The sequence below is a fragment of the Stenotrophomonas maltophilia genome (genome assembly GCF_023518235.1).
Classification (GTDB): Bacteria; Pseudomonadota; Gammaproteobacteria; order Xanthomonadales; family Xanthomonadaceae; genus Stenotrophomonas.
In genome coordinates this window covers 3801516-3821017 of the sequence record NZ_CP090423.1, presented here as the reverse complement: position 1 = coordinate 3821017, position 19502 = coordinate 3801516, and the positions used below count along the sequence as shown (strand labels likewise).

The window sequence follows — 19502 nt, the reverse complement described above, 5'->3', positions numbered from 1 at the left end:
TCCATGTCTGCCCGCGCTTGCCAGCGCACACGGCCTTTGTACCGGGTGCAGGCGACGGCGGGATGACACCGCGGCCGCGCTTGACCTCAACCCCGGTTGGGGGAGCACAGTGGACCTCCCTCCCCCGCCCGGTGCCGCCATGGCCATGCTCGATGTCCCCCATTACCTGCAACGCCTGCAGCTGGATGCGCCGCCACCAGCGACGCTGGCCGGGCTGACCCTGCTGCAGCAGCGCCACAACGCACTGCTGCCGTTCGAGACCCTCAGCTGCCTGCTGCGCGATGCGGTACCGATCGACCTGGACAGCGTGCAACGCAAGCTGCTCGACGCGCGCCGGGGTGGCTACTGCTTCGAGCTCAATGGCGGCCTGCTGGCCCTGTTGCAGGCGCTGGGCTTTGATGCGCAGCCGTTGAGCGCACGCGTGCTGCTGGCCGCGCAGGGCGGCGAGCTGACCGCGCGCACCCACCTGCTGTTGCGCGTGCGGGTGGACGGTGATGACTGGCTGGTGGATGCCGGGTTCGGCAGCCTGACCCCCACCGTGCCGCTGCGCCTGCATGATGCGCAGCCCCAGTCCACTCCGCACGAGCGCTACCGGCTGCAGCGCCTGCCGGACGACGGCGACTTCGTGCTGTCGGTCGAATCGAGCAACGAGTGGCGGGCGATGTACCGGTTCGACCTGCAGGTGCCTGCGCCGATCGACAACGTGGTGGGCAACTGGTACGTGTGCACCCATCCTGATTCCAGCTTTCCGGGCCAGCTGCGTGCGTCACTGACCGGGCCGGACTGGCGCCGCACCATCGGCAGCGGCAACTACACCGAATACCGGCCCGGGCAGGCGCCGGACAAGCGCCCACTGCACGATGTCGGTGACGTGCGCGACGTGCTGCAGCAGCGCTTCGGCGTGCAGCTGCCGGACGACCCGCGGCTGGACCCGGCGATCAACGACTGGCTGCAGCGCTCGCGCGCCACGCTGTTGTAGCGTCCAGCTTGCTCGCCTGGGGAATTGGTAGCGGAATCAATTGCAGTCGAGCACGCTCGACGCTACGGAACGGCGGGCGACTGCAGCGCGATGCGGTTGCCTTCGCTGTCGCGGATCTCGGCCACGCGCCAGTCGCCGGCGTCGGCCGGGCCGAAGCGCAGTTCGGCGCCGGCCAGCAATGCGCGCTCAAGGCTGGCCTCCACATCGCCCACGCCAATGTAGATGCGCGCGCCCTGCTCGGAGGGCCGGTAGTCCGCGCCCTGTACCAGCGCCATGCTGGCACCCGCTGCGTCATCCGAAAACGGCAGGTACGCCATGCGGCAGTCATGCAGCAGGATCGGCGCATCCACGTCCACCCGCAGCCATCGCTGGTAGAACGCGATGGCCCGTTCCAGGTCAGTAGTGGGTATTTCAACGTGCAGGATCGGGTTCATGCGTCGCCTTCTGCCTTCCACTCAGATGATGCGCAGGGTAATCGCCTTCAGTACCGCGCGGGTGCGGTCGCGGGTGCCCAGCTTGTCGAGGATGGCCGAGACATAGTTCTTCACTGTGCCCTCGGCCAGGAACAGGCTGCGCGCGATCTCCTTGTTGCTGTAGCCCCCGGCCAGCAGCCGCAGGATCGCCACTTCGCGCTCGCCAAAGGTATCGGTGGGCGGCGCTTCATCGTGGAAACGATAGCGGGCGCGTATCGGCTCGGTGCTGACCGGCAGCAGCAGTGTCTCACCGGCGGCGACGCGCTCGATCGCCTCACGCAGGTCGGCCGGAGCCGCGTCCTTGAGCAGGAATCCCTGCGCACCGGCTTCGCTGGCCCGCAGCAGCAGATCGCTTTCGTCAAAGGTGGTCAACAGCAGCAACGGCGTGGTGTCACCGCGCGCACGCAGTTGGCGCAGGGCCTGGATGCCATCCAGGCCAGGCATGCGGATGTCGCTGAGCACCACATCAACCGGCTGCGCGGCCAGTGCATCGAGCAGCGCTTGGCCGTCTTCAGCCTCCAGCACCACCTGCACACCCAATCCCTGCAACAACGCGCGCAGGCCGGCGCGGACCAGCGCCTGGTCATCGGCCAGGGCAACACGGATCGCCGCGCCGCTCATGCCGGCAACCACGCGGTCAGGTGCATGCCGCCCTGCGCGGTGCGGGCCAGTTCCAGTTGGCCGCGCACCGCGGCCAGACGCTCGCGCATGCCGGCGATGCCGTTGCCTTCACGGATACGCTCGGCGCGTTGGCCATCATCACGGATATCGATACGCAACTGCGCGTTCTCCTGGTTGATCGTCAGCCATACCGTGCCTGCGTTGCCATGCCGGGCGGCATTGGTCAGCGCTTCCTGCGCCAGCCGCAGCACGGTCTCGGCGGTCAGCGGGTCGGTCACGCGCACACCCTCGCCGATGTGCAGTTGCAGCGCAGGGCGTGGGAAGGGCGCGGCCAGCGCATGCAGTGCGGTGGCCAGGTCGAGGCCGCGATCATCGCGCATCGATTGCACCACCTGGCGGATATCGTCGAGCAGCTCGCCCGACAGCTGCTCGGCCAGCACCAATCCTTCGCGCCCGGCCAGCGCCGGATCCGCCGCCAGCGCGCGCAGGTTCAAGCGCATCGCGGTGAGCTTGTGGCCGGCCACATCGTGCAGTTCACGCGCCAGACGCAGGCGCTCTGCATCGCGTGCACTGTCGGCCAGCAGCGCGCGGGTCGCCAGCAGATCGGCGTTGACCCGGGCCAGCGCGTCGCGGGCCAGTGCGCTACGACGCGCGTAGTGGGCGGTCAACGCGGCAAAGGCCTGGAAGCCCGCATACAGCAGCACCACCAGCAGCGGCTGGATGAAGCCGCTGCGGCGAAGCACCGCGTACAACGCCAGGTTGGCCAGCACCGCAACAACCAGCATGAAGCGCGCCGGCCAATGCTCGGCCAGCTGCGCGACCAGCACCACCAGCAGCACCGGTGCCGTGCCGGTACGCGGCTGCAGGGCGACCAGGGCGACCGCCAGTACGGCCTGCAGCAGCGCGGCGAACGCACGCGCACCGGTCGGCATGGCGGCCCAGCCATGCACCACGAACAGCAGCAGGAACGCGGCAAGCAACGCCTGGCTGAAGCCGGCGGCGGGGCCCTGCGCGCCGAACGACAGGCCCACCACCAGCACGGTGACCAGACCGGCGAGGCTGAGCGGACGCAACAGGTGGCGGAACAGGCTGGGCATGGCCAGATGCTGACGGGCGCGCCCGCAACCGGCAATGGGTCCGGCGCAGAAAGTGACTTCTGGCACGTCGAATCGATGACCACTGGCCCTGAACCCGGCACTACGCCCCGCGCAGACTGGCCCCACACCACAGCACACCACCCACTTCCGGAGCCACCGCCATGATCCGCACCGCCCTGCTCAGCACCGCCCTGACTGCCCTGGCCCTGGCCGGCAGTGCCCATGCCGCCGATCTGGCAGTGACCGTGCATGATGTCCGCGCGCAGACCGGCACCCTGCGCGTCGCCCTGGTCGACAGCGCCAGCGCCTGGGACGGCAAGGCCGCACCGGTGCAGGCGCAGCAGGCCAGGCCCAGCGGCGACAGCGCCCACTTCGTGTTCAAGAATCTGCCGGCCGGCAGCTACGCGGTGCTGCTCACCCACGACGAGAACGACAACGGCAAGCTCGACACCAACCTGGTCGGCATGCCGGTGGAAGGCTATGGCTTCAGCAACAATCCGCAGGTGATGCGCAAGCCCACCTTCGACGAAGCGCGCGTCACCGTGCCGGCTGCCGGCACTGCCATCGACATCACCCTGCGCTGATTCCTGCATCCAGACCCGAGGCCACCATGGACCGTCGCCGCTTCCTCCGTACCCTGCTCAGCAGCAGCGCCTGCCTGGCCCTGGGCGCCACCGCACTGCGCAGCGCACCGGCCTTCGCCGGTGACCCGGCGCGTTTCGCGCAGGGCCTGCAGGCGCATCCGTGGCTGCTCGGCTGGCGCAGCGTCAGCAGCGAATGCCTTGGCCCTGCAACGGTACAGCTGCAGGGGCGGCTGCCGGTCGGCCTGGCCGGCACGCTGTACCGCAACGGTCCGGCCTGGACCGAGCGCGATGGCTTCCGCTATGACCACTGGTTCGACGGCGACGGCATGGTGCATGGCTGGCGCTTCAACGGCGATGGCAGCCTGACCCACCACGGGCGCATGGTGGCCACGCCGAAGTTCAGCCGTGAACAGAAGGCCGGCCGCTTCCAGTATCCGGCGGCCGGCACCCACGTTCCCGCTGCGCTGCCCGTGCGCAACAACGATGACGCCAACGTGGCCAACACCTCGGTGACAATGATCAACGGCCGCCTGTTCGCACTGTGCGAATCCGGCTCGGCGTTCGAAGTGGATCCCGATTCGCTGCAGACCCTTGGCCCGGTCACCTGGCGCCCGGATCTGGCGGCGTTGCCATTCTCGGCCCATCCGCTGCCGGACCGCGATGGCAGCGTGTGGAACTTCGGTTCGATCAGCCTGATGGGGGGTCACGGCCTGCTGGTCTGGCACATCGGCAAGGACGGCCAGCTGCGCAGTGCCAATGTGATTGAAACGCCGGAGCATGGCTACCTGCATGCCTTTGCGATGACCGGGCAGCACCTGGTGTTCGTGCTGATGCCGTTCGACTTCACCGGCACCGGCGGCAGCTTCTTCGAGCGCATGCAGTTCGCGCCGCAGCGTCCGGCACGCATCGCGGTGGTGGCCAAGGATGCGCCGGACAAGGCGCAGTGGTTCGAGGCGCCGTTCGCCGCGATCTATCACTTCGGCGATGCCTTCACCCGCGAGGGTGGCATCGTGCTGCGCGCGGTGCGCCACAATGACATCAACGAAGCGCGCTCGCCGATGAAGGAGGCGATGGCGGGCGATGGCGCGCACGCCGCGAACAGCGGCGCCGGCCTGGTCGAACTGCATCTGGACCTGCGCCGTGGCCAGGCACGCTGGGAGTCATTGGACATCCGCGCGGTGGAGTTTCCGCTGTTCGACCGGCGTTCGGCCGACACGCGGGGGGCGCGGCTGTACGCACCCACCATCGACGGCCCGGCCACCGCACCGTACTTCAACGCGGTGGCGGCGTTCGACATCGAGCGTGGACGCCGCCAGCTGTGGCACTACGGGCCGGACATCATGGCCGAGGAACATGTGTTCGTGCCGCGCCCGGGCAGCCGCAACGCCGACGACGGCTGGTTGATCGGCACCCTGCTCGATCCGGTGAACCAGCGCAGCGGTCTGGCGGTACTCGACGCGCGCCACCTGGACGATGGCCCCCTGGCACAGGCATGGCTGCCCTACGCGGTGCCATTGGGCTTCCACGGTACGTTCGCTGCACACGGCTGAGTCCACGCGGCGCGGACGTCCACGCTGGCATGCTGGAGCTCCCCTTCCCGCGGAGCCCTGCATGTCCCTGGCCGACCATCGAAGCGCGCTGGCGCCGCAGGGATTCCTGCGCGTGGCGATCAATCTCGGTAATCCCGTGCTGGCACAGGGCGATGCACGCTCACCGCGCGGGCCGTCACTGGAACTGGCCACCGCGTTGGCGCAACGGATGGGTGTGCAGGCCCGCTTCACCTGCCACGATGCGGCGGCTTCGGTGGTTGCCGCGGCTGCCGAAGATGCCTGGGATCTGGCCTTCCTGGCCATCGATCCGGCACGCGCCGACCACATCGCCTTCAGTGCACCGTATGTGGAGATTGAAGGCACCTACCTGGTGCGCGAGCACAGCCCGGCACAGCAGGTGACCGATCTTGACCGCGACGGCCTGCGCATCGCAGTCGGCCGCGGCGCGGCCTACGATCTGTTCCTCAGCCGCGAGCTGCGCCATGCCGCGATCGAGCGCGCGGAGACTTCGGCTGCGGCCATCACCCTGTTCGACCAGCAGCACCTGGATGCCGCCGCCGGGGTGCGCCAGCCGCTGGCAGCCTGGGCGCAGGCGCATCCCGGCCACCGCGTGCTGGCCGATCGTTTCACCGCGATCCAGCAGGCGGTCGCGGCACCGGCCTCACGCCCGGCCGAGGCATTGCGCGCCTTGTTCGACGAGGTGGAAGCGATCAAGGCCGGTCCGTTGCTGGGCGAAGCGTTCGCGCGTGCGGGACAGGCGGTCACCCTGGTACGGTGAATCCGTGGCGTCGGGCGTGCTCGACTGCCCGTGCGTAGAGTCGAGCGTGCTCGACTGCTGTGCACGAAGAAAGTCGAGCACGCTCGACGCTACAGATGCACGCCGGCCATATGCCGCACATGCTCGGCCGCCTGCGCGTGCAGCCAGTCGCGGAAGGCAAGGAAACCACGGTGATGGGCCGAGCGTGGCGGGTACACCAGCCAGTGCGGCCAGTCGGTCTTCAAACGCTGCTGGGACAGCGCGACCAGCTGGCCGGAGTCGAGCAGCAGGCGCGCACGCGTGACCCGGCCCAGGGCGACGCCCACACCGTCCAGCGCGGCCCGATGATGCGCTTCGGAATCATCCAGCACCGCCACGAAGCGGGGCGGCGGGCTCTGCCCACTCAAGGCGAACCACGCGCCCCACGCACCGTCGGGATCACCCAGCAATGGCCATTGCGTGAGCGGGACACGGTCGATGCCGCCCATGCGCTCGATCAGTGCCGGGCTGGCCATCGGCAGCAGCCACTCATCGAACAGCGGCTCCACCACAAGCCCTGGCCAGTTGCCACTGCCCAGCCGCAGCGCGGCGTCGAACTGGCGCTGGCGTTCGAAATCCACCAGCCGTTCGCTGGACTGCAGATTGATCTCGATCTGCGGATGGGCGGCCACGAAGTGCCCCAGTCGTGGCACCAGCCACGCACTGGCCATCGACGGCACCGCGCTGATCGTCAGCACGTGCTCGGCACGCGCCGCATACGGCTGGAAGGCTTCGTTGATCGCATCCAGATGCGGGCCGACCTGGTCCAGCAGGCGCTGACCTTCCAGGGTGAGGGCGACGCCGCGCGCCTGGCGGACCAGCAGCGGCTGGCCCAGGCGCTCTTCCAGCTGCCGCATCTGGTGGCTGAGCGCGCTGACCGTGAGGTTCATCGACGCCGCCGCGCGCGACAGGTTGCCGAGCCGGGCGGCAGCGACGAAGCCCTGCAGGGCATGCAAGGGTGGGCGGGTCACAAGGCTTGAACCTCTTTCAAGTCAGGCTTGCGGAAATGTCGCTTTTTGCCCCTCCATGCTGCCCGTATCGTGCAATCCACTCAAGTGGAGGCACGCTCATGAACATCTTCGGCAGCCTGTTGTTCCTGCATGGCCACATCGCCAGCGCCGAGCTGGCGCGGCAGCTGGCCAGCCCCTCCCCGGCTCCGCCGCCAAGCGGCACCCCTGGTAGTGCCGGCCGCTGGCCGGCAACCTCACCGATCGGGCACCCCGCAGCTGCCGGCCAGCGGCCGGCACTCCCCTAGCGTTGCAGCGCTTGCTGCACGGCGGCTGCCACATCGGTGTTGTCGATGTAGCGGCCGTCGTTCCAGCGCACATGCTGGCGGTAGCCGGCATCAACACCCCGCACGCGCTGGCCCAGCAGCTCAGCGCCGGCGCCCTTGGCCCACAGCGGCACCAGCGCGTTGGAGTGGTTGCCGGTGGGGCGGAAGCTCATCCCCGGCATGCGGCCACGGCCGTTGTTGCGCACCGGTTCGAACGCGATGTTCTGCGCATCCGGCCCCATCGGCATGCTGTTGTCATGGTCGGTGGTGACGATCAGCAGGCTGCGTTCCCAACCGCCGTTGTGCTCGATCCATTCGACCACCGCCGCCACCGCGTCGTTGAACTCCACCGTTTCCTCGATCAGCCGCCCGTACTGCGGCTGGTCGCTGCATGAGCCGTAGTGCCATTCGGTGCCACAGGCGCTGGTGTGCGCGGCCCAGTCGGTGGCGCCGCCTTCCACCATCAGGAACAGGCCCTTGGCCGAACGCTGCTGCAGGAACCGCAGGGCGCCACGGGTCATGGTCGCCAGATCGGGCACGCTGTCGATCCTGCGCACGCCCGAAGGCGTGCTCGCATCCTGGCCCAGCACCGGCAGCTGGCGTGCCTGCTGCAGCGTATTGGCCACGCGCGGCACGCCGATCAACGGACGGTCGGTCGGCAGCCGGCCCTCCGCCAGCGCAAGGAAGTCCTCCTTGCTGCGGATCAGGCGCCACGGCCCGGCCGGGTTGCCGCCGATGGTGCTGCCCGCTTCCAGCTGCTGCCAGTCCTGCTGCGAGACCCACTCCCACGGATTGGCGCAGCCTTCGGCCGGCGCAGCCGCCGTGCCCTGGCCACAGGCGCGTCCATCCACGCTGTAACCCGGGCCGCCGGTGCCCATCACCAGGTCCATATGCCCCTGCGCCAGCATCTGGTGCGCGATCGCGTGATAGTTGTTGCGCGAGGCGTTCTGCGCAGCGAACGCGGCCGGGGTGGCGTGCGCGAACGGCACTGAGGTGACCACGCCGGTGGCCATGCCCAGGCGCTTGGCGCGCAGGGTGTTGAAGTCAACCGCCCTGCCATCGTTGTCCACGTTGATGGCGTTGTTGTAGGTCTTGATGCCCGCAGACAACGCGGTACCTGCCGCCGCGCTGTCGGTCGCCACTGCGGCCAGGTACTGGTAACCAGCGAACGGCAGGTCCAGCGCGGGAACCGCCTCGGTGTCCCACGCCCTGGCCGCGTCGTAGCCGAGGGTCTGCGCAGTGTCGCCGGTCGGCTGGCTGCTGGAATTCAGAGGGAAGGTGGTCACGGCCAGGCGCTGCGGGAACGCCGCATAGGGTGCACCCTCGCGGCTGCCGTACTGCCAGTAGGCGGCCGCATCCCAGGTGCCCCAACCGGCACCGTCGTTGATCATCACGATCACGTTGTACGGTTGGACCGCAGCCGGCGCCGATGGACCGGCGCGCAGGTTCGGCTGGCAGCCGCCGACTGCAGCCAGTGCAGCCAGCAGCAGGGCATGGCGCCCGCGACGTGGAAGGAATGAACTCATCGTGGGTCCTGTCGGGCCACCTGCGGCTGATGACCACATGTTATATAGTTTCAATGTTGCAGCTTCATGCAGTCGCTGCGCGCTACCCTGCGCAGCTACCGTTGCCATCGCTGCACCCATGCCGACTTCCTCTCCGGCGCGCGCGCCGCTCTCTGCGATCACCATTGACGCTGCAAGCCGCGCGGTGATCCACCAGCACAACGCCGACACCGTACGGCCACCGGCATCGCTGACCAAGCTGATGACTGCCTACGCGGCGTATGCGTGCATCGCAGAGACCGGGCGTTCGTGGGACGAAACGGTCACCATCGCCGGCGACGACGTGCACGCGGTCGCCGCTGATGAAACGCGGATGGGCCTGCTGCCCGGCGAAACGGTCCCCCTGGCGCGCCTGCTGGAAGGAATGATGATCGTCTCCGGCAATGACGCCGCGCTGGCGATCGCGCGCCACCTGGATGGATCGCAGGGCGCGTTTCTGCAGCGCATGAACCACCACGCACGCCAGCTTGGCCTGCGCGATACCGGGTTCGCCAGCGTATCGGGCATCACCACGCCACATCATGCATCCAGCGCGCGCGACATGGCGGTGCTGGCGGCCCATCTGCTGGCCGACCATCCACAGATCCTGGCCATTACCGCGCAGCGTGCGTTCGCGCATGGCCGCTTCAGCCGAACCAACCAGAATGCACTGCTGGGCGATGAAGGCGTGGATGGATTGAAGACCGGCTACACCCAGGCGGCCGGCTTCTGCCTGGCCGCCACCGCCTGCCGGGGGCTACCCGGGCAGGCGCAGCCGGTGCGCCTGATCACGGTCGTGCTCGGTTCGGACAGCCGCCAGGCGCGCGACGCGCGGGTGCGCGAACAGTTGGCCACCGGCTTTGCAACGCTGGCCGGCGCCGTCATCGAGGCCTGAGCCCGGTCAGCGTCGTTTGACCGTCGCCACGATCAGGCGTTGCAGCTCGGCTTCAGCTACGGCCTGGCCCAGTGCGCCGGCGGCCACGGCCTCGGACAGGCTTTCGGCCGCGCCCAGGATGGCCCAGCGGCCGGCCAGCGGCACCGTGCCGTCCGCAGCAAACCGGCCCAGCCACACCTCGCAGTTGTCGATGAAGTCCTGCTGGTAGCAGCGCCGCACCTCCTGCAGTTCCGGCGCGCCGACCAGTGCCGACAGGATGCCCTGCACCTCGCTGCCCTGGCTGAGGATGCAGTCGATGTAGCCCGAGGCGATGGCAGCGGCGCGATCGCCCAGCCGCGCCCGGGCGCGATCGATGCGCTCGTGGAATACCTGCGTCTGCCGCGCGTCGTAGTCGTGGTACAGCGCCGCCAGCAGGCCATGACGGGTCACGAAGTGATCGTAGGCCACCGGCTTGGTCACGCCCGCCGCTTCGGCCAGCCTCCCCAGCGTCAACGCGTCGGTGCCTTCCTCACCGACCAGCGCCCAGGCCACATCCAGCAGCTGGCGGGCACGTTGCTCGCGGGTCAGGCGGCGGCGCGTGGGGGCGGCGTTGGCAGGCATTGGCGGAACACGGCGATCAGTGCATCGGAGTACCGATTTTACGGCCGATTTCCACTACGGTCTGCAGATGCGCGGCGGCCGCACCGCTATCGGCATCGAGCAGCAGTTCGGACGACAACACGCGCGCGCCGCAGTAGTCGAAGATGCCCATGTCGATCTGGGTCTTCATCGCCGCGCCATAGCCGCGCCGCTCGATCATCGCCGCGCCGGCCCCGCCGACGCCGACCAGATGCACGCGCAGGCGCTGCAGCTTCTTCTGTACCTTGCCGTCGGCGCCGTCCTGGTAGGCCCAGCCCTGGGTGAACACGCGGTCGATCCACCCTTTCAACAAGGCGGGGAACGACCACCAGTACAGCGGATAGACCAGCACCAGCGTATCGGCCAGGTCCAGCCGTGCGTGCTCGGCGGCAACATCGGCCGGTACCGCACCGGTGCCGCGGAACAGCGCCTGGTCTTCGCGGTTGAAGCGCGGATCGAAGCCTTCGGCAACCAGGTCGGCATGGGTGACGGTGTTGCCAGCGTCGGTGGCCCGGATGGCGTCGCCGATGCGCTGGGCGATGGCATGGGTGAGCGATCCGGTTTCCGGATGGGTGGTGACGATGAGGCTGTGCACGGGTGAATCTCCAGGAATCATTAACTACTAATAGTAAGTAGCAATATCCGGATCACCAGCACCATCGATGGGACGCTGTTTTTGCCTTCACCGTATAGTGCGCCCCATCCCGTGGAGATCGCCGACGATGCGCCGACGCCTGTTTGCCCCTCTGCTGGCCGTGTTGCTGTGCGCGGGCGCCCCCGCCACCGCAGGCGAGCTCAGCCCCGATGATGCGGCAGCCCTGCGCGCGGAGGTGCGCGCGATGGTGGCGGCCTTCAGCCGTGGCGATGCGGCGTTCCTGATCGCGCGCACGCACCCCAGCCTGAAACGGCTGGCCGGCGGCGACGAAGCCTTCGCGCGGATCGCCGGTGATGCGGCGGCCCAGCTGCGCAGTGCGGGCGTGGAGATCGTCAGCGAGGACGTCGGCATCCCCGGCCGGACCTACGCCGCCGGCGAGGAGGAAGTGTGTTTCGTGCCGCGGCACTCACTGATGCGGGTGCGCGGAACGGCGATCCGCAGCACCACCTTCATGGTGGCGGTGCGCCGCGTTGGTCATCCGGGCTGGACCTATCTGGATGGTTCCGGGTTGCAGGACAACCCGGGCCTGCTGCGCCAGCTGCTGCCCGCACTCGAGGCCGGTGTCCCGCTGCCCAAGCGGCAGATCGAAGCGTTGTAGGCGCCAGCCGATCCCTCCGCGCAGGGGGACCTACTGGAACAGCGCGTTCAACGTCGCGCCCGGGGCCGCCTGTTGCAGTCCGTCGAAGCGACCGTCCTGCACGATCGGCCGGGTGGCCTGTATCAAGCCTCCCCACGCGGCGCGGGCCAGTGCACCGCCCAGGCTGACCCGGCGCACCCCGAGTGCGGCGATGTCCTTCAGGTTGAGCGGCGTGGGCCCACCGACCAGCAGGTTCACCGGTGTGGATCCTGCCGCGGCAACCACCGCGCGGATCTGTTCCGGCGTACTGATGCCCGGCGCATACAGCACATCGGCACCGGCCTCGGCATAGGCGCGCAGGCGCCGCAGCGTGTCGCGCAGATCCGGTACGCCGACGAAGAAGTTCTCGGCACGTCCCACCAGCAGCACCTCGCCCCCCGCCTGATCAATGGCGGCGCGCGCCGCACGCAGGCGCGCCACCGCGTCATCGATCGGGCGCAGCGGCGCGTCGGCCACGCCGCTGGCGTCCTCGATCGACAGCGCGGCGATGCCGGTGTCGATGGCCGCCGCCACCGCCTCGGCCACCTGGGACGGGGACGCACCGAAGCCATCTCCGAAATCGGCGTTCAAGGGCAGCGGCGTGGCCGCGGCCATCAGCCGCAGGTGCTCCAGCGTGGCCTGCAGCGAAACCGCGCCATCGGGCCGGCCTTCGCTCCAGGCGCAGCCGGCGCTGGTGGTGGCCAGGGCCAGGAAGCCCTGCCGCTGCAGATAGCGCGCACTGCCAACGTCCCAGGGATTGGGCAGCACGAAGCAGCCTTCGGCGTGCAGCTGGCGGAAGGTCGCGCGCTTGCGCCGGGTGTCGGCATCGGACAGGGACATGGCGGGCTCCGGGGCGGTATCCCTGCACCCTAGCCCGGCCCGTGCCCAGGCTCAATGGCATCGGCGGGAACCTGCATGAGGTGATGCCGCCTGCTTATTGGACGCCACCGGCCGGCCTGCCCGAGCGTGCCTTGTCGCCCCCCGCGCTGCCGCCACGGAACCGCTCATGCACCCTGACCTGCCTGCCCCGACCAACGTCGCCATCGACGCTGACGACGACGACGCCCAGTGGGCCGACCTGCTTTCGCCCAGTCGGCGGCGCCTGATCGCCTCGGCCGGGTTGGCGGCCGGCGGCCTGGCCAGTGCATCAACGGCGGCGGCAACGCCCCCTGGCGACGCCACCGTGAACACCACCGAGCCGGGCCGTCCCGGCTTCCGCGCCATCGTGCCGCCGGCGCCCAAGGGCCGCAGCCCCTGGGGCGAGGCGACCGCGGGCGAACCCACCCCGCGCCCGGCCAGTGTGCGCCCCGGCGAAGCCACGTTGCCCCGCACGCCGCGCCCCTACACCGACATCAAGAGCTATCACGCGCACATCTACTTCGATGAGGACAGCTTCGAGAAGGCCGCGCTGCTGCGGCGCTGGGCGGCCGAGCGCTTCCCGGTGGAGCTGGGCAACTGGAACCTCGAACCGCGCGGGCCGCACGTCACCCCCTCGTTCTACTTCGGCTTCACCAACGATCTGCTGCCGGTGCTGGTGCCGTGGCTGCAGCTCAACAGCCTGGGGTTGACCATCCTGATCCACCCGAACACCGGTGATGGCCGCGCCGATCACCTGTACTACGCGTTGTGGGTCAACCGGACCCAGCCGGTGAACGCCTACAGCTGGCCGGCGCCGGCGCCGGGCGAGCGGGAGCTGCTGGAAGAGGTGTTCCCGAACGTGGTGCCCACGCTGCCGCTGGAGACCTGACCCGCCCTTCTGGTGGGTGCATGCGCCCTCCTGGTGGGTGCGTAGCTTGCTGCGCACCGAACTCCTTCATCCACGCATGGCGCAGATCCACCGACCTGCCGCCATCATCGGTCTACGTGCACATATCCCCCGCCCACACGACGTTCAGCGCGCCTTGATCCGGCGCGCCGCATACGGCCACAAGCGCTTCGGCGAATTTCAAACGAACGATTGAAACGCGCCAAACTTCGCCGAACTGGACAGCATCCACCGCTTCCGCCAGACTGCCGCCCTTTCCCGTCTTCCGGATCCCATGGCGAAGCTGCTGGTCCTGCACGGCCCCAACCTCAACCTGCTCGGCACCCGCGAGCCGGAGGTCTACGGCCACACCACGCTGGCCGACATCGACCAGGCCCTGGCTGCCCAGGCATCGGCCGCCGGGCATGCCGTCGAAAGCCTGCAGTCCAACGCCGAGCATGTGCTGGTGGACCGCGTGCAGGCCGCGCGCAACGACGGAACCGCTTTCATCCTGATCAACCCCGCCGCCTTCACCCACACCTCGGTCGCCCTGCGCGATGCGCTGGCGGCGGTGGCGGTGCCGTTCATCGAGATCCACCTGTCCAACCCGCATACCCGCGAACCCTTCCGCCAGCACAGCTACTTCAGTGACAAGGCGGTGGGCGTGGTCTGCGGCTTCGGTGCCGACAGCTACCGCTACGCAATGGATGCGGCGCTGCTGCGGGTGTCCGTCAACTGATTGTCGACCCGGGCGCCACACGGCGCTCTCCTCACCTAGATAGATATCAAAGAGGCCCTCATGGATCTGCGCAAAATCAAGAAGCTGATCGACCTGCTGGAAGAGTCGAACCTGGCGGAAATCGAAATCAAGGAAGGCGAAGAGTCGGTGCGCCTGTCGCGCGCCCCGGTGGCCGGCTATGCCGCCCCGGTCGCCGCGCCGGTGTATGCCGCTCCGGCCGCCCCGGCGCCGCAGGCGATGCCGATGCAGTCGCCGACCGAAGCCTCCACCGGCGGCACCGCCAAGCCGGGCCCGGCGCTGCCGGAAGGCCACGTGCTGCGCTCGCCGATGGTCGGCACCTTCTATGCCTCGTCCGCTCCGGACAAGCCGGCGTTCGTCAGCGTTGGCCAGCAGGTCAAGGAAGGCGAGACCCTGGCCATCATCGAAGCGATGAAGATGTTCAACCCGATCGAAGCCGACAAGTCCGGCACCATCGTCGCCATCCTCGGCGAGAACGGCCAGCCGGTGGAGTTCGACCAGCCGCTGTTCGTGATCGGCTAAGGGGCGGACGCCATGCTCGACAAAGTCGTCATTGCCAACCGAGGGGAGATCGCGCTGCGCATCCTGCGCGCGTGCCACACCCTGGGCATCCGCACGGTGGCCGTGCATTCCACGGTCGACCGCAACCTCAAGCACGTGGCCATGGCCGACGAGTCGGTCTGCATCGGCCCGGCACCGTCGCCGCAGAGCTACCTCAACATTCCGGCGCTGATCGCCGCCGCTGAAGTCACCGACGCGCAGGCGATCCACCCGGGCTACGGCTTCCTGTCGGAAAACGCCGATTTCGCCGAGCGCGTGGAAGAATCCGGCTTCATCTTCATCGGCCCCAAGGCCGACACCATCCGCATGATGGGCGACAAGGTCGAAGCCATCCGCGCGATGAAGTCCGCCGGCGTGCCGTGCGTGCCCGGTTCCGGCGGCCCGCTGGGCGATGACATCGTGGCCAACACCAAGATTGCCCGTGAGATCGGCTACCCGGTCATCATCAAGGCGGCTGGCGGCGGTGGCGGCCGCGGCATGCGCGTGGTGCACGCCGAAGCCTCGCTGAAGACCTCGATCGAAACCACCAAGAGCGAGGCCAAGGCCGCTTTCGGCAATGGCGAGGTCTACATGGAGAAGTTCCTGGAAAATCCGCGCCATGTGGAGATCCAGGTGCTGGCCGATGGCCAGGGCAACGCCATCCACCTGGGTGAGCGCGACTGCTCCATGCAGCGCCGCCACCAGAAGGTGGTGGAAGAAGCGCCGGCGCCGGGCATCACCGCCGAACAGCGCGAGCAGATCGGCAAGGTGTGCGTGGAAGCCTGCATCCGCATCGGCTACCGCGGCGCCGGCACGTTCGAATTCCTGTACGAGGACGGCCGCTTCTACTTCATCGAAATGAACACCCGCATCCAGGTGGAACATCCGGTCACCGAAATGGTCACCGGCATCGACCTGGTGGCCGAGCAGCTGAAGATCGCCGCCGGCCAGAAGCTGTCGATCAAGCAGAGCGACGTGGTGCTCACCGGCCATGCCATCGAGTGCCGCATCAATGCCGAAGACGCTGAAACCTTCGTGCCGAGCCCGGGCACCATCACCGGCTTCCATCCGCCGGGCGGCCCCGGCGTGCGCGTGGACACCCACATCTACAGTGGCTACCGCGTGCCGTCGAACTACGACTCGATGATCGGCAAGCTGATCGTGCACGGCCCGGACCGCGAAACCGCCATCGCCCGGATGCGGGTGGCGCTGAGCGAGATGGTGGTCGACGGCATCAAGACCAACATCGCCCTGCAGCAGCGGATCATGCGTGACAAGGGCTTCCAGGCCGGTGGCCAGAACATCCACTACCTGGAAAAGCGCCTGGCCGAACGAAAGAACAAGCCGATCGCGCTGACCTGATCGGCAGCAGACGCAGGACATGAAAAGGGCGGGGATTTCCCCGCCCTTTTCTGTTGCTGTAGCGCCGAGCCCATGCTCGGCCTTACCGAAAGCACAGCCGAGCATGGCTCGGCTCTACAGCAGGCGCGTCAGCGCTTGTCGGCCGCCGTCGCCGGAATCTGCGACTTCGCCAGCGGGCGTACGCCGTTGGGTGAGCTCGGATCGACGATCACCATGGTCTCGGTCGAGCCATCCGGCCACACCACCTGGAAGGTGCTGCCCGCCGGGAGCGAGGTGAACGGCATGCCGGTCTGCGCACGATAGACCGCGGCCACCTGGCTGGCACCGGCGCGGCGTACGTCTTCTGGCGTCTTGACCGTGGTCAGTTCCACCTTCGACAGATGCCGGTAGCGGTCCTCATAGGTATCGATCATCAACAGGCCAACAGCACCGGCCGAGTAGGCCACAAACAGCGCCACCCAGAACCAGAACTTGGCCCCGTGCAGGAATCGACGGTAGTTCATCGCCCGTCCCTCTTTCCAATCAATCGCTTGATCCATTCCTTCATCTTCCCAGCACCTTGCGGTGATACCGCAGCGTCATATACGAAATCGCGGAAATCCTGCGTCCCATCCTGCGAACAGATCCCTCCGTTCGCACAAAAACTGTTGACCAGCACACTGTCGGCCCCACACGGTAGACCGAGTTCGCAGGCCGCAAGCCGCCAGGCCAGTTCGCTCAGCTGCTCGCCGGCCACCAGGCCCTCCAGTGCGCTGTCGCCGGCCGCACGCACGCCCATGCCCGGCGCGATGGCCATGTAGGCCTCCGGGTCACGCGAAGTACGCACGCGCTCGACCAGGTCACGACGGTATTCGGGAGAGTCATGCAGCGGTTCGCCTTCTGCGAACAGCGACGCCTCGGCAGCCAGGTTGCCCTGTGCGGCGGCCTTGCGACGTTCGGACAACACCAGCGCCGCCCCCAGCTTGTCGCCCGGCACGAAGCCAGCGCATCGCTGCGCGACGCGCTCGCGTGCCTCGACCATGGCCGGCGCGGCGGTCAACCCCAGTCCACTCAACACGTTGTTGTCCAGGCGGTAGCCGCCGGGGTCCAGTGCGTACTGCGCGCAGTAGTCGTACACCCGGCTGAGCATCCAGCGCGCCTCGTGATTGCCGCCATCGGCCTGGGCACGCAGGCGCTGCGCGTAGGCGTACAGGTCGTTGGCGTCTTCGATGTCGGCGCGCAGGTCCAGCGGCAGGCCCGACGGCAACGCATCGCTGCGCTCGAAGGTGGCCAGCCGGCGCGCCAGCGCCTCGGGCACCACCGGCAACGCAGCGGTGTGGTCCACCGCCGAAACCACACCCGGCGCATCCGACCGCACGGCGGACGGCGCCACCGCGTGGCCGCTGGCCCGATACCCGGCCACGCCCAGCACGGCCACCGCCGGCAGCACGAGCAACCAGGTTTTGAGGGTCGGAGCCAAGGCCATCAGCAGCGGTGATCGTTCACGGCGCACAGGAAAGCGCCGAGTTTAGCAAGGCCCGGCAGGCCTGTCTGAACCGGCCCCGTTCATCGGGCAGCAGCATCTCAGGCAATACGGAGACGCCCCGATGGTCTAGCATGGCCCCCTTTCCGCCATTGCCCCCACCGCCATGCCGTTCCTGGAACTGACCCTGCGTTGCACCGAAGCCACCCAGCCCCGCTATGAGAACGCGCTGGAGGACGTGGGCGCACTGGCGGTCACGCTGCTCGATGCCGAAGCGGACACCAGCAACGAACAGGCCATCCTCGAGCCGGGCGTGGGTGAGACGCCGCTGTGGGACACTCTGGTGCTGAGCGCACTGTTCCCCGCCGACAGCAACGCGCTGCTGCTGCTGGCCGCGCTGGAAGCGTTCGACCCGGAGCTGGACTGGAGCGGCGGCAGCTTCCGTGCCGTCGAGGACGAAGACTGGGAACGCGCCTGGCTGGACCAGTTCCAGCCGATGGATTTCGGCAGCCGTACCTGGATCGTGCCGTGGAACCATGACCTGCCGGACGCCGCGCAGACCGCCGACGCCGCCGTGGTACGGCTGGATCCGGGCCTGGCCTTCGGCTCGGGCACCCACCCCACCACCGCGCTGTGCCTGCGCTGGCTGGACCAGCTGGCCGTGGACGGCCTGCTGCAGGGCCAGCGCGTGCTCGACTTCGGCTGTGGCTCGGGCATCCTGGCGCTGGCCGCGCTGAAGCTGGGCGCGGCCGAAGCGATCGGCGTGGACAACGATCCGCAGGCCCTGGTCGCCACCGCCGACAATGCCGAACGCAACGGCGAGCAGGCACGCATGCACGTCTACCTGCCGCAGGACGAACCGGTCACCACCTATCCGATCGTGGTTGCCAACATCCTCGCCTCGGCCCTGGACGCACTGGCCGAACTGCTGGCCGCGCGCGTGGCCCCGGCAGGCCGCATCGCGCTGTCCGGCATCCTGCACGGCCAGGAAGGCGAGCTGCTGCAGCGGTATGCCGCCTGGTTCGACGACCTGCAGGCCACCCAGGATGGCGACTGGATGCGTATCACCGGCGTGCGCCGCGCCTGATCGTGGTTGAATGACCGCTGGATCCGAGCCCGCGCCCTGAGCATGTCCGAGCCGAACCCGCCGCGCCGCCCCCTGGCCACGTTCCTGCACGCCACGCCGGAGCGTACCGCCGCACCTGCCGGTGATGCACACGCACCGGACCCGGTGGCGAATGACACGCCGGCCAGCACCCCTGAGGCGTCGCCTGGGGCGTCGCTGCAGGTGGCCGACGCGCTGCACGCCGATGCGGCGGTCATCGAAGACGATACGGCGCTGGGCCCGCCCGATGTCGCGCCGACACCGGTACCGGCAGTCGTGCGCGACACCCCGAGCTTCCTCGGCACCGCGCGCCCCCGTACTCTGCCGACGCCGCGCTGGCACTGGGCACTGGTGGCCGGTCTGGCGCTGCTGCTGTTGCTGCAGAGCGTACTGGCCGATCGCGCGCGGCTGGCCGCCGACGCCGGCAACCGCGGCTGGTTGAGCGCGTTGTGTGGTGTGCTGCGTTGTGACCTGCCGGCCTGGCACGAGCCTGCCGCGTTCACCATGACCAGTCGCGAGATCCGCCCGCTGCCCGGGCAGCCCGGCGTGCTGCAGGTGCAGGCCAGCATCCGCAACGATGCACGCTGGGCACAGGCGTGGCCGGACCTGCGCCTGTCGCTGTCCGACGCCGATGGTCGGGTGATCGGCAGTGGCGTATTCGCACCGGCGCAGTATCTGGGCGAGAGCCCAGGCGCGGCCCTGTTGGAACCCGGCCAGAGCGCACGCATCGCCTTCCGCGTGCAGGAGCCGGCAGCATCCACCGTCGCATTCACCTTCGACTTCCTGTGACAGGTCAGAGACGACCGGCCGTGGCAGGTCGGGCACGCTCGC

General features: G+C 68.7%; 23 protein-coding genes. 13 read left to right on the top strand and 10 right to left on the bottom strand.

Annotated features, from left to right (window positions below; genetic code table 11):
• The first annotated feature begins 139 nt into the window (after positions 1–139).
• Entirely contained in the window at positions 140–979 is an 840-nt protein-coding gene (locus tag LZ605_RS17825; protein ID WP_249842712.1) for an arylamine N-acetyltransferase family protein, read from the top strand.
• A gap of 62 nt (positions 980–1041) precedes the next feature.
• Here LZ605_RS17825 and LZ605_RS17820 read toward each other — a convergent pair whose 3' ends face one another.
• The 3 genes from LZ605_RS17820 to LZ605_RS17810 are packed head-to-tail and all read right to left on the bottom strand — an operon-like array spanning position 1042 to position 3170.
• Positions 1042–1413 carry a VOC family protein gene (locus tag LZ605_RS17820; protein ID WP_249842711.1) on the bottom strand — a complete coding sequence of 124 codons (372 nt, stop codon included), beginning with the start codon at positions 1411–1413 and terminating at the stop codon, positions 1042–1044.
• A 21-nt stretch (positions 1414–1434) separates the two neighbouring features.
• The gene (locus LZ605_RS17815; RefSeq protein WP_249842710.1) at positions 1435–2073 is read right to left on the bottom strand and encodes a response regulator; all 639 of its coding nucleotides are present in this window, start codon (positions 2071–2073) and stop codon (positions 1435–1437) included.
• The gene (locus LZ605_RS17810) at positions 2070–3170 is read right to left on the bottom strand and encodes a sensor histidine kinase (protein ID WP_249842709.1); all 1101 of its coding nucleotides are present in this window, start codon (positions 3168–3170) and stop codon (positions 2070–2072) included. Before LZ605_RS17810 ends, LZ605_RS17815 begins: the two co-directional genes overlap by 4 nt.
• A 161-nt stretch (positions 3171–3331) precedes the next feature.
• On the opposite strand from LZ605_RS17810, the gene LZ605_RS17805 reads away from it, so the two are divergent.
• The 3 genes from LZ605_RS17805 (at position 3332) to LZ605_RS17795 (ending at position 6082) form a co-directional block, all read left to right on the top strand.
• Entirely contained in the window at positions 3332–3754 is a 423-nt protein-coding gene (locus LZ605_RS17805; RefSeq protein WP_249842708.1) for a DUF2141 domain-containing protein, read from the top strand.
• Positions 3755–3780: 26 nt separating this feature from the next.
• The gene (locus LZ605_RS17800) at positions 3781–5304 is read left to right on the top strand and encodes a carotenoid oxygenase family protein (RefSeq protein ID WP_249842707.1); all 1524 of its coding nucleotides are present in this window, start codon (positions 3781–3783) and stop codon (positions 5302–5304) included.
• A gap of 61 nt (positions 5305–5365) precedes the next feature.
• Positions 5366–6082 carry a transporter substrate-binding domain-containing protein gene (locus LZ605_RS17795; protein ID WP_249842706.1) on the top strand — a complete coding sequence of 239 codons (717 nt, stop codon included), beginning with the start codon at positions 5366–5368 and terminating at the stop codon, positions 6080–6082.
• Between the two features lie 89 nt (positions 6083–6171).
• On the opposite strand, the gene LZ605_RS17790 is transcribed toward LZ605_RS17795, so the two are convergent.
• Positions 6172–7071, bottom strand: coding sequence for a LysR substrate-binding domain-containing protein (locus LZ605_RS17790; protein WP_249842705.1), 900 nt, complete (start codon positions 7069–7071; stop codon positions 6172–6174).
• Between the two features lie 98 nt (positions 7072–7169).
• Here LZ605_RS17790 and LZ605_RS17785 point away from each other — a divergent pair, with 98 nt between their 5' ends.
• The gene (locus tag LZ605_RS17785; protein WP_249842704.1) at positions 7170–7355 is read left to right on the top strand and encodes a hypothetical protein; all 186 of its coding nucleotides are present in this window, start codon (positions 7170–7172) and stop codon (positions 7353–7355) included.
• On the opposite strand, the gene LZ605_RS17780 is transcribed toward LZ605_RS17785, so the two are convergent.
• On the bottom strand, positions 7352–8899 hold the full coding sequence (locus tag LZ605_RS17780; protein ID WP_249842703.1) for an alkaline phosphatase: 1548 nt from the start codon (positions 8897–8899) through the stop codon (positions 7352–7354). The genes LZ605_RS17785 and LZ605_RS17780 overlap by 4 nt on opposite strands.
• Before the next feature lie 118 nt (positions 8900–9017).
• On the opposite strand from LZ605_RS17780, the gene LZ605_RS17775 reads away from it, so the two are divergent.
• Entirely contained in the window at positions 9018–9812 is a 795-nt protein-coding gene (locus LZ605_RS17775) for a D-alanyl-D-alanine carboxypeptidase family protein (RefSeq protein ID WP_249842702.1), read from the top strand.
• Positions 9813–9818: 6 nt separating this feature from the next.
• Here the strand turns inward: LZ605_RS17775 and LZ605_RS17770 are convergent, their stop codons facing one another.
• Positions 9819–10412 (bottom strand): TetR/AcrR family transcriptional regulator, encoded by a 594-nt coding sequence (locus LZ605_RS17770; protein WP_249842701.1) that lies wholly within the window; start codon positions 10410–10412, stop codon positions 9819–9821.
• Positions 10413–10428: 16 nt separating this feature from the next.
• A complete protein-coding gene (locus LZ605_RS17765) occupies positions 10429–11025 on the bottom strand; it encodes an NAD(P)H-dependent oxidoreductase (RefSeq protein ID WP_249842700.1) in 597 nt (198 codons plus the stop codon).
• 127 nt (positions 11026–11152) lie between these two features.
• Here LZ605_RS17765 and LZ605_RS17760 point away from each other — a divergent pair, with 127 nt between their 5' ends.
• Positions 11153–11683, top strand: a complete 531-nt coding sequence (locus tag LZ605_RS17760) for a hypothetical protein (RefSeq protein WP_249842699.1) — start codon at positions 11153–11155, stop codon at positions 11681–11683.
• Positions 11684–11713: 30 nt separating this feature from the next.
• Here LZ605_RS17760 and LZ605_RS17755 read toward each other — a convergent pair whose 3' ends face one another.
• The gene (locus tag LZ605_RS17755) at positions 11714–12541 is read right to left on the bottom strand and encodes an isocitrate lyase/PEP mutase family protein (RefSeq protein ID WP_249842698.1); all 828 of its coding nucleotides are present in this window, start codon (positions 12539–12541) and stop codon (positions 11714–11716) included.
• A gap of 166 nt (positions 12542–12707) precedes the next feature.
• On the opposite strand from LZ605_RS17755, the gene LZ605_RS17750 reads away from it, so the two are divergent.
• From LZ605_RS17750 to accC, 4 genes are all read left to right on the top strand, one after another.
• Positions 12708–13448 carry a DOPA 4,5-dioxygenase family protein gene (locus LZ605_RS17750; RefSeq protein WP_249842697.1) on the top strand — a complete coding sequence of 247 codons (741 nt, stop codon included), beginning with the start codon at positions 12708–12710 and terminating at the stop codon, positions 13446–13448.
• A 292-nt stretch (positions 13449–13740) separates the two neighbouring features.
• Positions 13741–14184, top strand: a complete 444-nt coding sequence (gene aroQ, locus LZ605_RS17745; RefSeq protein ID WP_249842696.1) for a type II 3-dehydroquinate dehydratase — start codon at positions 13741–13743, stop codon at positions 14182–14184.
• Between the two features lie 60 nt (positions 14185–14244).
• On the top strand, positions 14245–14724 hold the full coding sequence (gene accB, locus LZ605_RS17740) for an acetyl-CoA carboxylase biotin carboxyl carrier protein (protein WP_032129560.1): 480 nt from the start codon (positions 14245–14247) through the stop codon (positions 14722–14724).
• Between the two features lie 12 nt (positions 14725–14736).
• Positions 14737–16104, top strand: coding sequence for an acetyl-CoA carboxylase biotin carboxylase subunit (gene accC, locus LZ605_RS17735; RefSeq protein WP_249842695.1), 1368 nt, complete (start codon positions 14737–14739; stop codon positions 16102–16104).
• A 128-nt stretch (positions 16105–16232) separates the two neighbouring features.
• Here accC and LZ605_RS17730 read toward each other — a convergent pair whose 3' ends face one another.
• Both LZ605_RS17730 and LZ605_RS17725 read right to left on the bottom strand, forming a co-directional pair.
• Positions 16233–16607, bottom strand: a complete 375-nt coding sequence (locus LZ605_RS17730; protein WP_107231834.1) for a hypothetical protein — start codon at positions 16605–16607, stop codon at positions 16233–16235.
• Positions 16604–17569: a hypothetical protein gene (locus LZ605_RS17725; RefSeq protein WP_249842694.1), complete on the bottom strand. Its 966-nt coding sequence runs from the start codon at positions 17567–17569 to the stop codon at positions 16604–16606. Before LZ605_RS17725 ends, LZ605_RS17730 begins: the two co-directional genes overlap by 4 nt.
• A gap of 163 nt (positions 17570–17732) precedes the next feature.
• Here LZ605_RS17725 and prmA point away from each other — a divergent pair, with 163 nt between their 5' ends.
• A complete protein-coding gene (gene prmA / locus LZ605_RS17720) occupies positions 17733–18653 on the top strand; it encodes a 50S ribosomal protein L11 methyltransferase (RefSeq protein WP_249842693.1) in 921 nt (306 codons plus the stop codon).
• 42 nt (positions 18654–18695) lie between these two features.
• Positions 18696–19460: a DUF3426 domain-containing protein gene (locus tag LZ605_RS17715; RefSeq protein WP_249842692.1), complete on the top strand. Its 765-nt coding sequence runs from the start codon at positions 18696–18698 to the stop codon at positions 19458–19460.
• Positions 19461–19502 lie beyond the last annotated feature (42 nt).

Bases quoted from the DNA above. Each gene is read 5' to 3' on its own strand.
- LZ605_RS17825 (WP_249842712.1), top strand. From the start codon at position 140: ATGGCCATGCTCGATGTCCCCCATTACCTGCAACGCCTGCAGCTGGAT.
- LZ605_RS17775 (WP_249842702.1), top strand. From the start codon at position 9,018: ATGCCGACTTCCTCTCCGGCGCGCGCGCCGCTCTCTGCGATCACCATT.
- LZ605_RS17815 (WP_249842710.1), bottom strand. From the start codon at position 2,073: ATGAGCGGCGCGGCGATCCGTGTTGCCCTGGCCGATGACCAGGCGCTG.
- LZ605_RS17820 (WP_249842711.1), bottom strand. From the start codon at position 1,413: ATGAACCCGATCCTGCACGTTGAAATACCCACTACTGACCTGGAACGG.
- accB (WP_032129560.1), top strand. From the start codon at position 14,245: ATGGATCTGCGCAAAATCAAGAAGCTGATCGACCTGCTGGAAGAGTCG.
- LZ605_RS17780 (WP_249842703.1), bottom strand. From the start codon at position 8,899: ATGAGTTCATTCCTTCCACGTCGCGGGCGCCATGCCCTGCTGCTGGCT.
- LZ605_RS17750 (WP_249842697.1), top strand. From the start codon at position 12,708: ATGCACCCTGACCTGCCTGCCCCGACCAACGTCGCCATCGACGCTGAC.
- LZ605_RS17725 (WP_249842694.1), bottom strand. From the start codon at position 17,569: ATGGCCTTGGCTCCGACCCTCAAAACCTGGTTGCTCGTGCTGCCGGCG.
- LZ605_RS17760 (WP_249842699.1), top strand. From the start codon at position 11,153: ATGCGCCGACGCCTGTTTGCCCCTCTGCTGGCCGTGTTGCTGTGCGCG.
- LZ605_RS17730 (WP_107231834.1), bottom strand. From the start codon at position 16,607: ATGAACTACCGTCGATTCCTGCACGGGGCCAAGTTCTGGTTCTGGGTG.
- accC (WP_249842695.1), top strand. From the start codon at position 14,737: ATGCTCGACAAAGTCGTCATTGCCAACCGAGGGGAGATCGCGCTGCGC.
- LZ605_RS17770 (WP_249842701.1), bottom strand. From the start codon at position 10,412: ATGCCTGCCAACGCCGCCCCCACGCGCCGCCGCCTGACCCGCGAGCAA.
- LZ605_RS17810 (WP_249842709.1), bottom strand. From the start codon at position 3,170: ATGCCCAGCCTGTTCCGCCACCTGTTGCGTCCGCTCAGCCTCGCCGGT.
- prmA (WP_249842693.1), top strand. From the start codon at position 17,733: ATGCCGTTCCTGGAACTGACCCTGCGTTGCACCGAAGCCACCCAGCCC.
- LZ605_RS17800 (WP_249842707.1), top strand. From the start codon at position 3,781: ATGGACCGTCGCCGCTTCCTCCGTACCCTGCTCAGCAGCAGCGCCTGC.
- LZ605_RS17755 (WP_249842698.1), bottom strand. From the start codon at position 12,541: ATGTCCCTGTCCGATGCCGACACCCGGCGCAAGCGCGCGACCTTCCGC.
- LZ605_RS17785 (WP_249842704.1), top strand. From the start codon at position 7,170: ATGAACATCTTCGGCAGCCTGTTGTTCCTGCATGGCCACATCGCCAGC.
- LZ605_RS17805 (WP_249842708.1), top strand. From the start codon at position 3,332: ATGATCCGCACCGCCCTGCTCAGCACCGCCCTGACTGCCCTGGCCCTG.
- LZ605_RS17715 (WP_249842692.1), top strand. From the start codon at position 18,696: ATGTCCGAGCCGAACCCGCCGCGCCGCCCCCTGGCCACGTTCCTGCAC.
- aroQ (WP_249842696.1), top strand. From the start codon at position 13,741: ATGGCGAAGCTGCTGGTCCTGCACGGCCCCAACCTCAACCTGCTCGGC.
- LZ605_RS17795 (WP_249842706.1), top strand. From the start codon at position 5,366: ATGTCCCTGGCCGACCATCGAAGCGCGCTGGCGCCGCAGGGATTCCTG.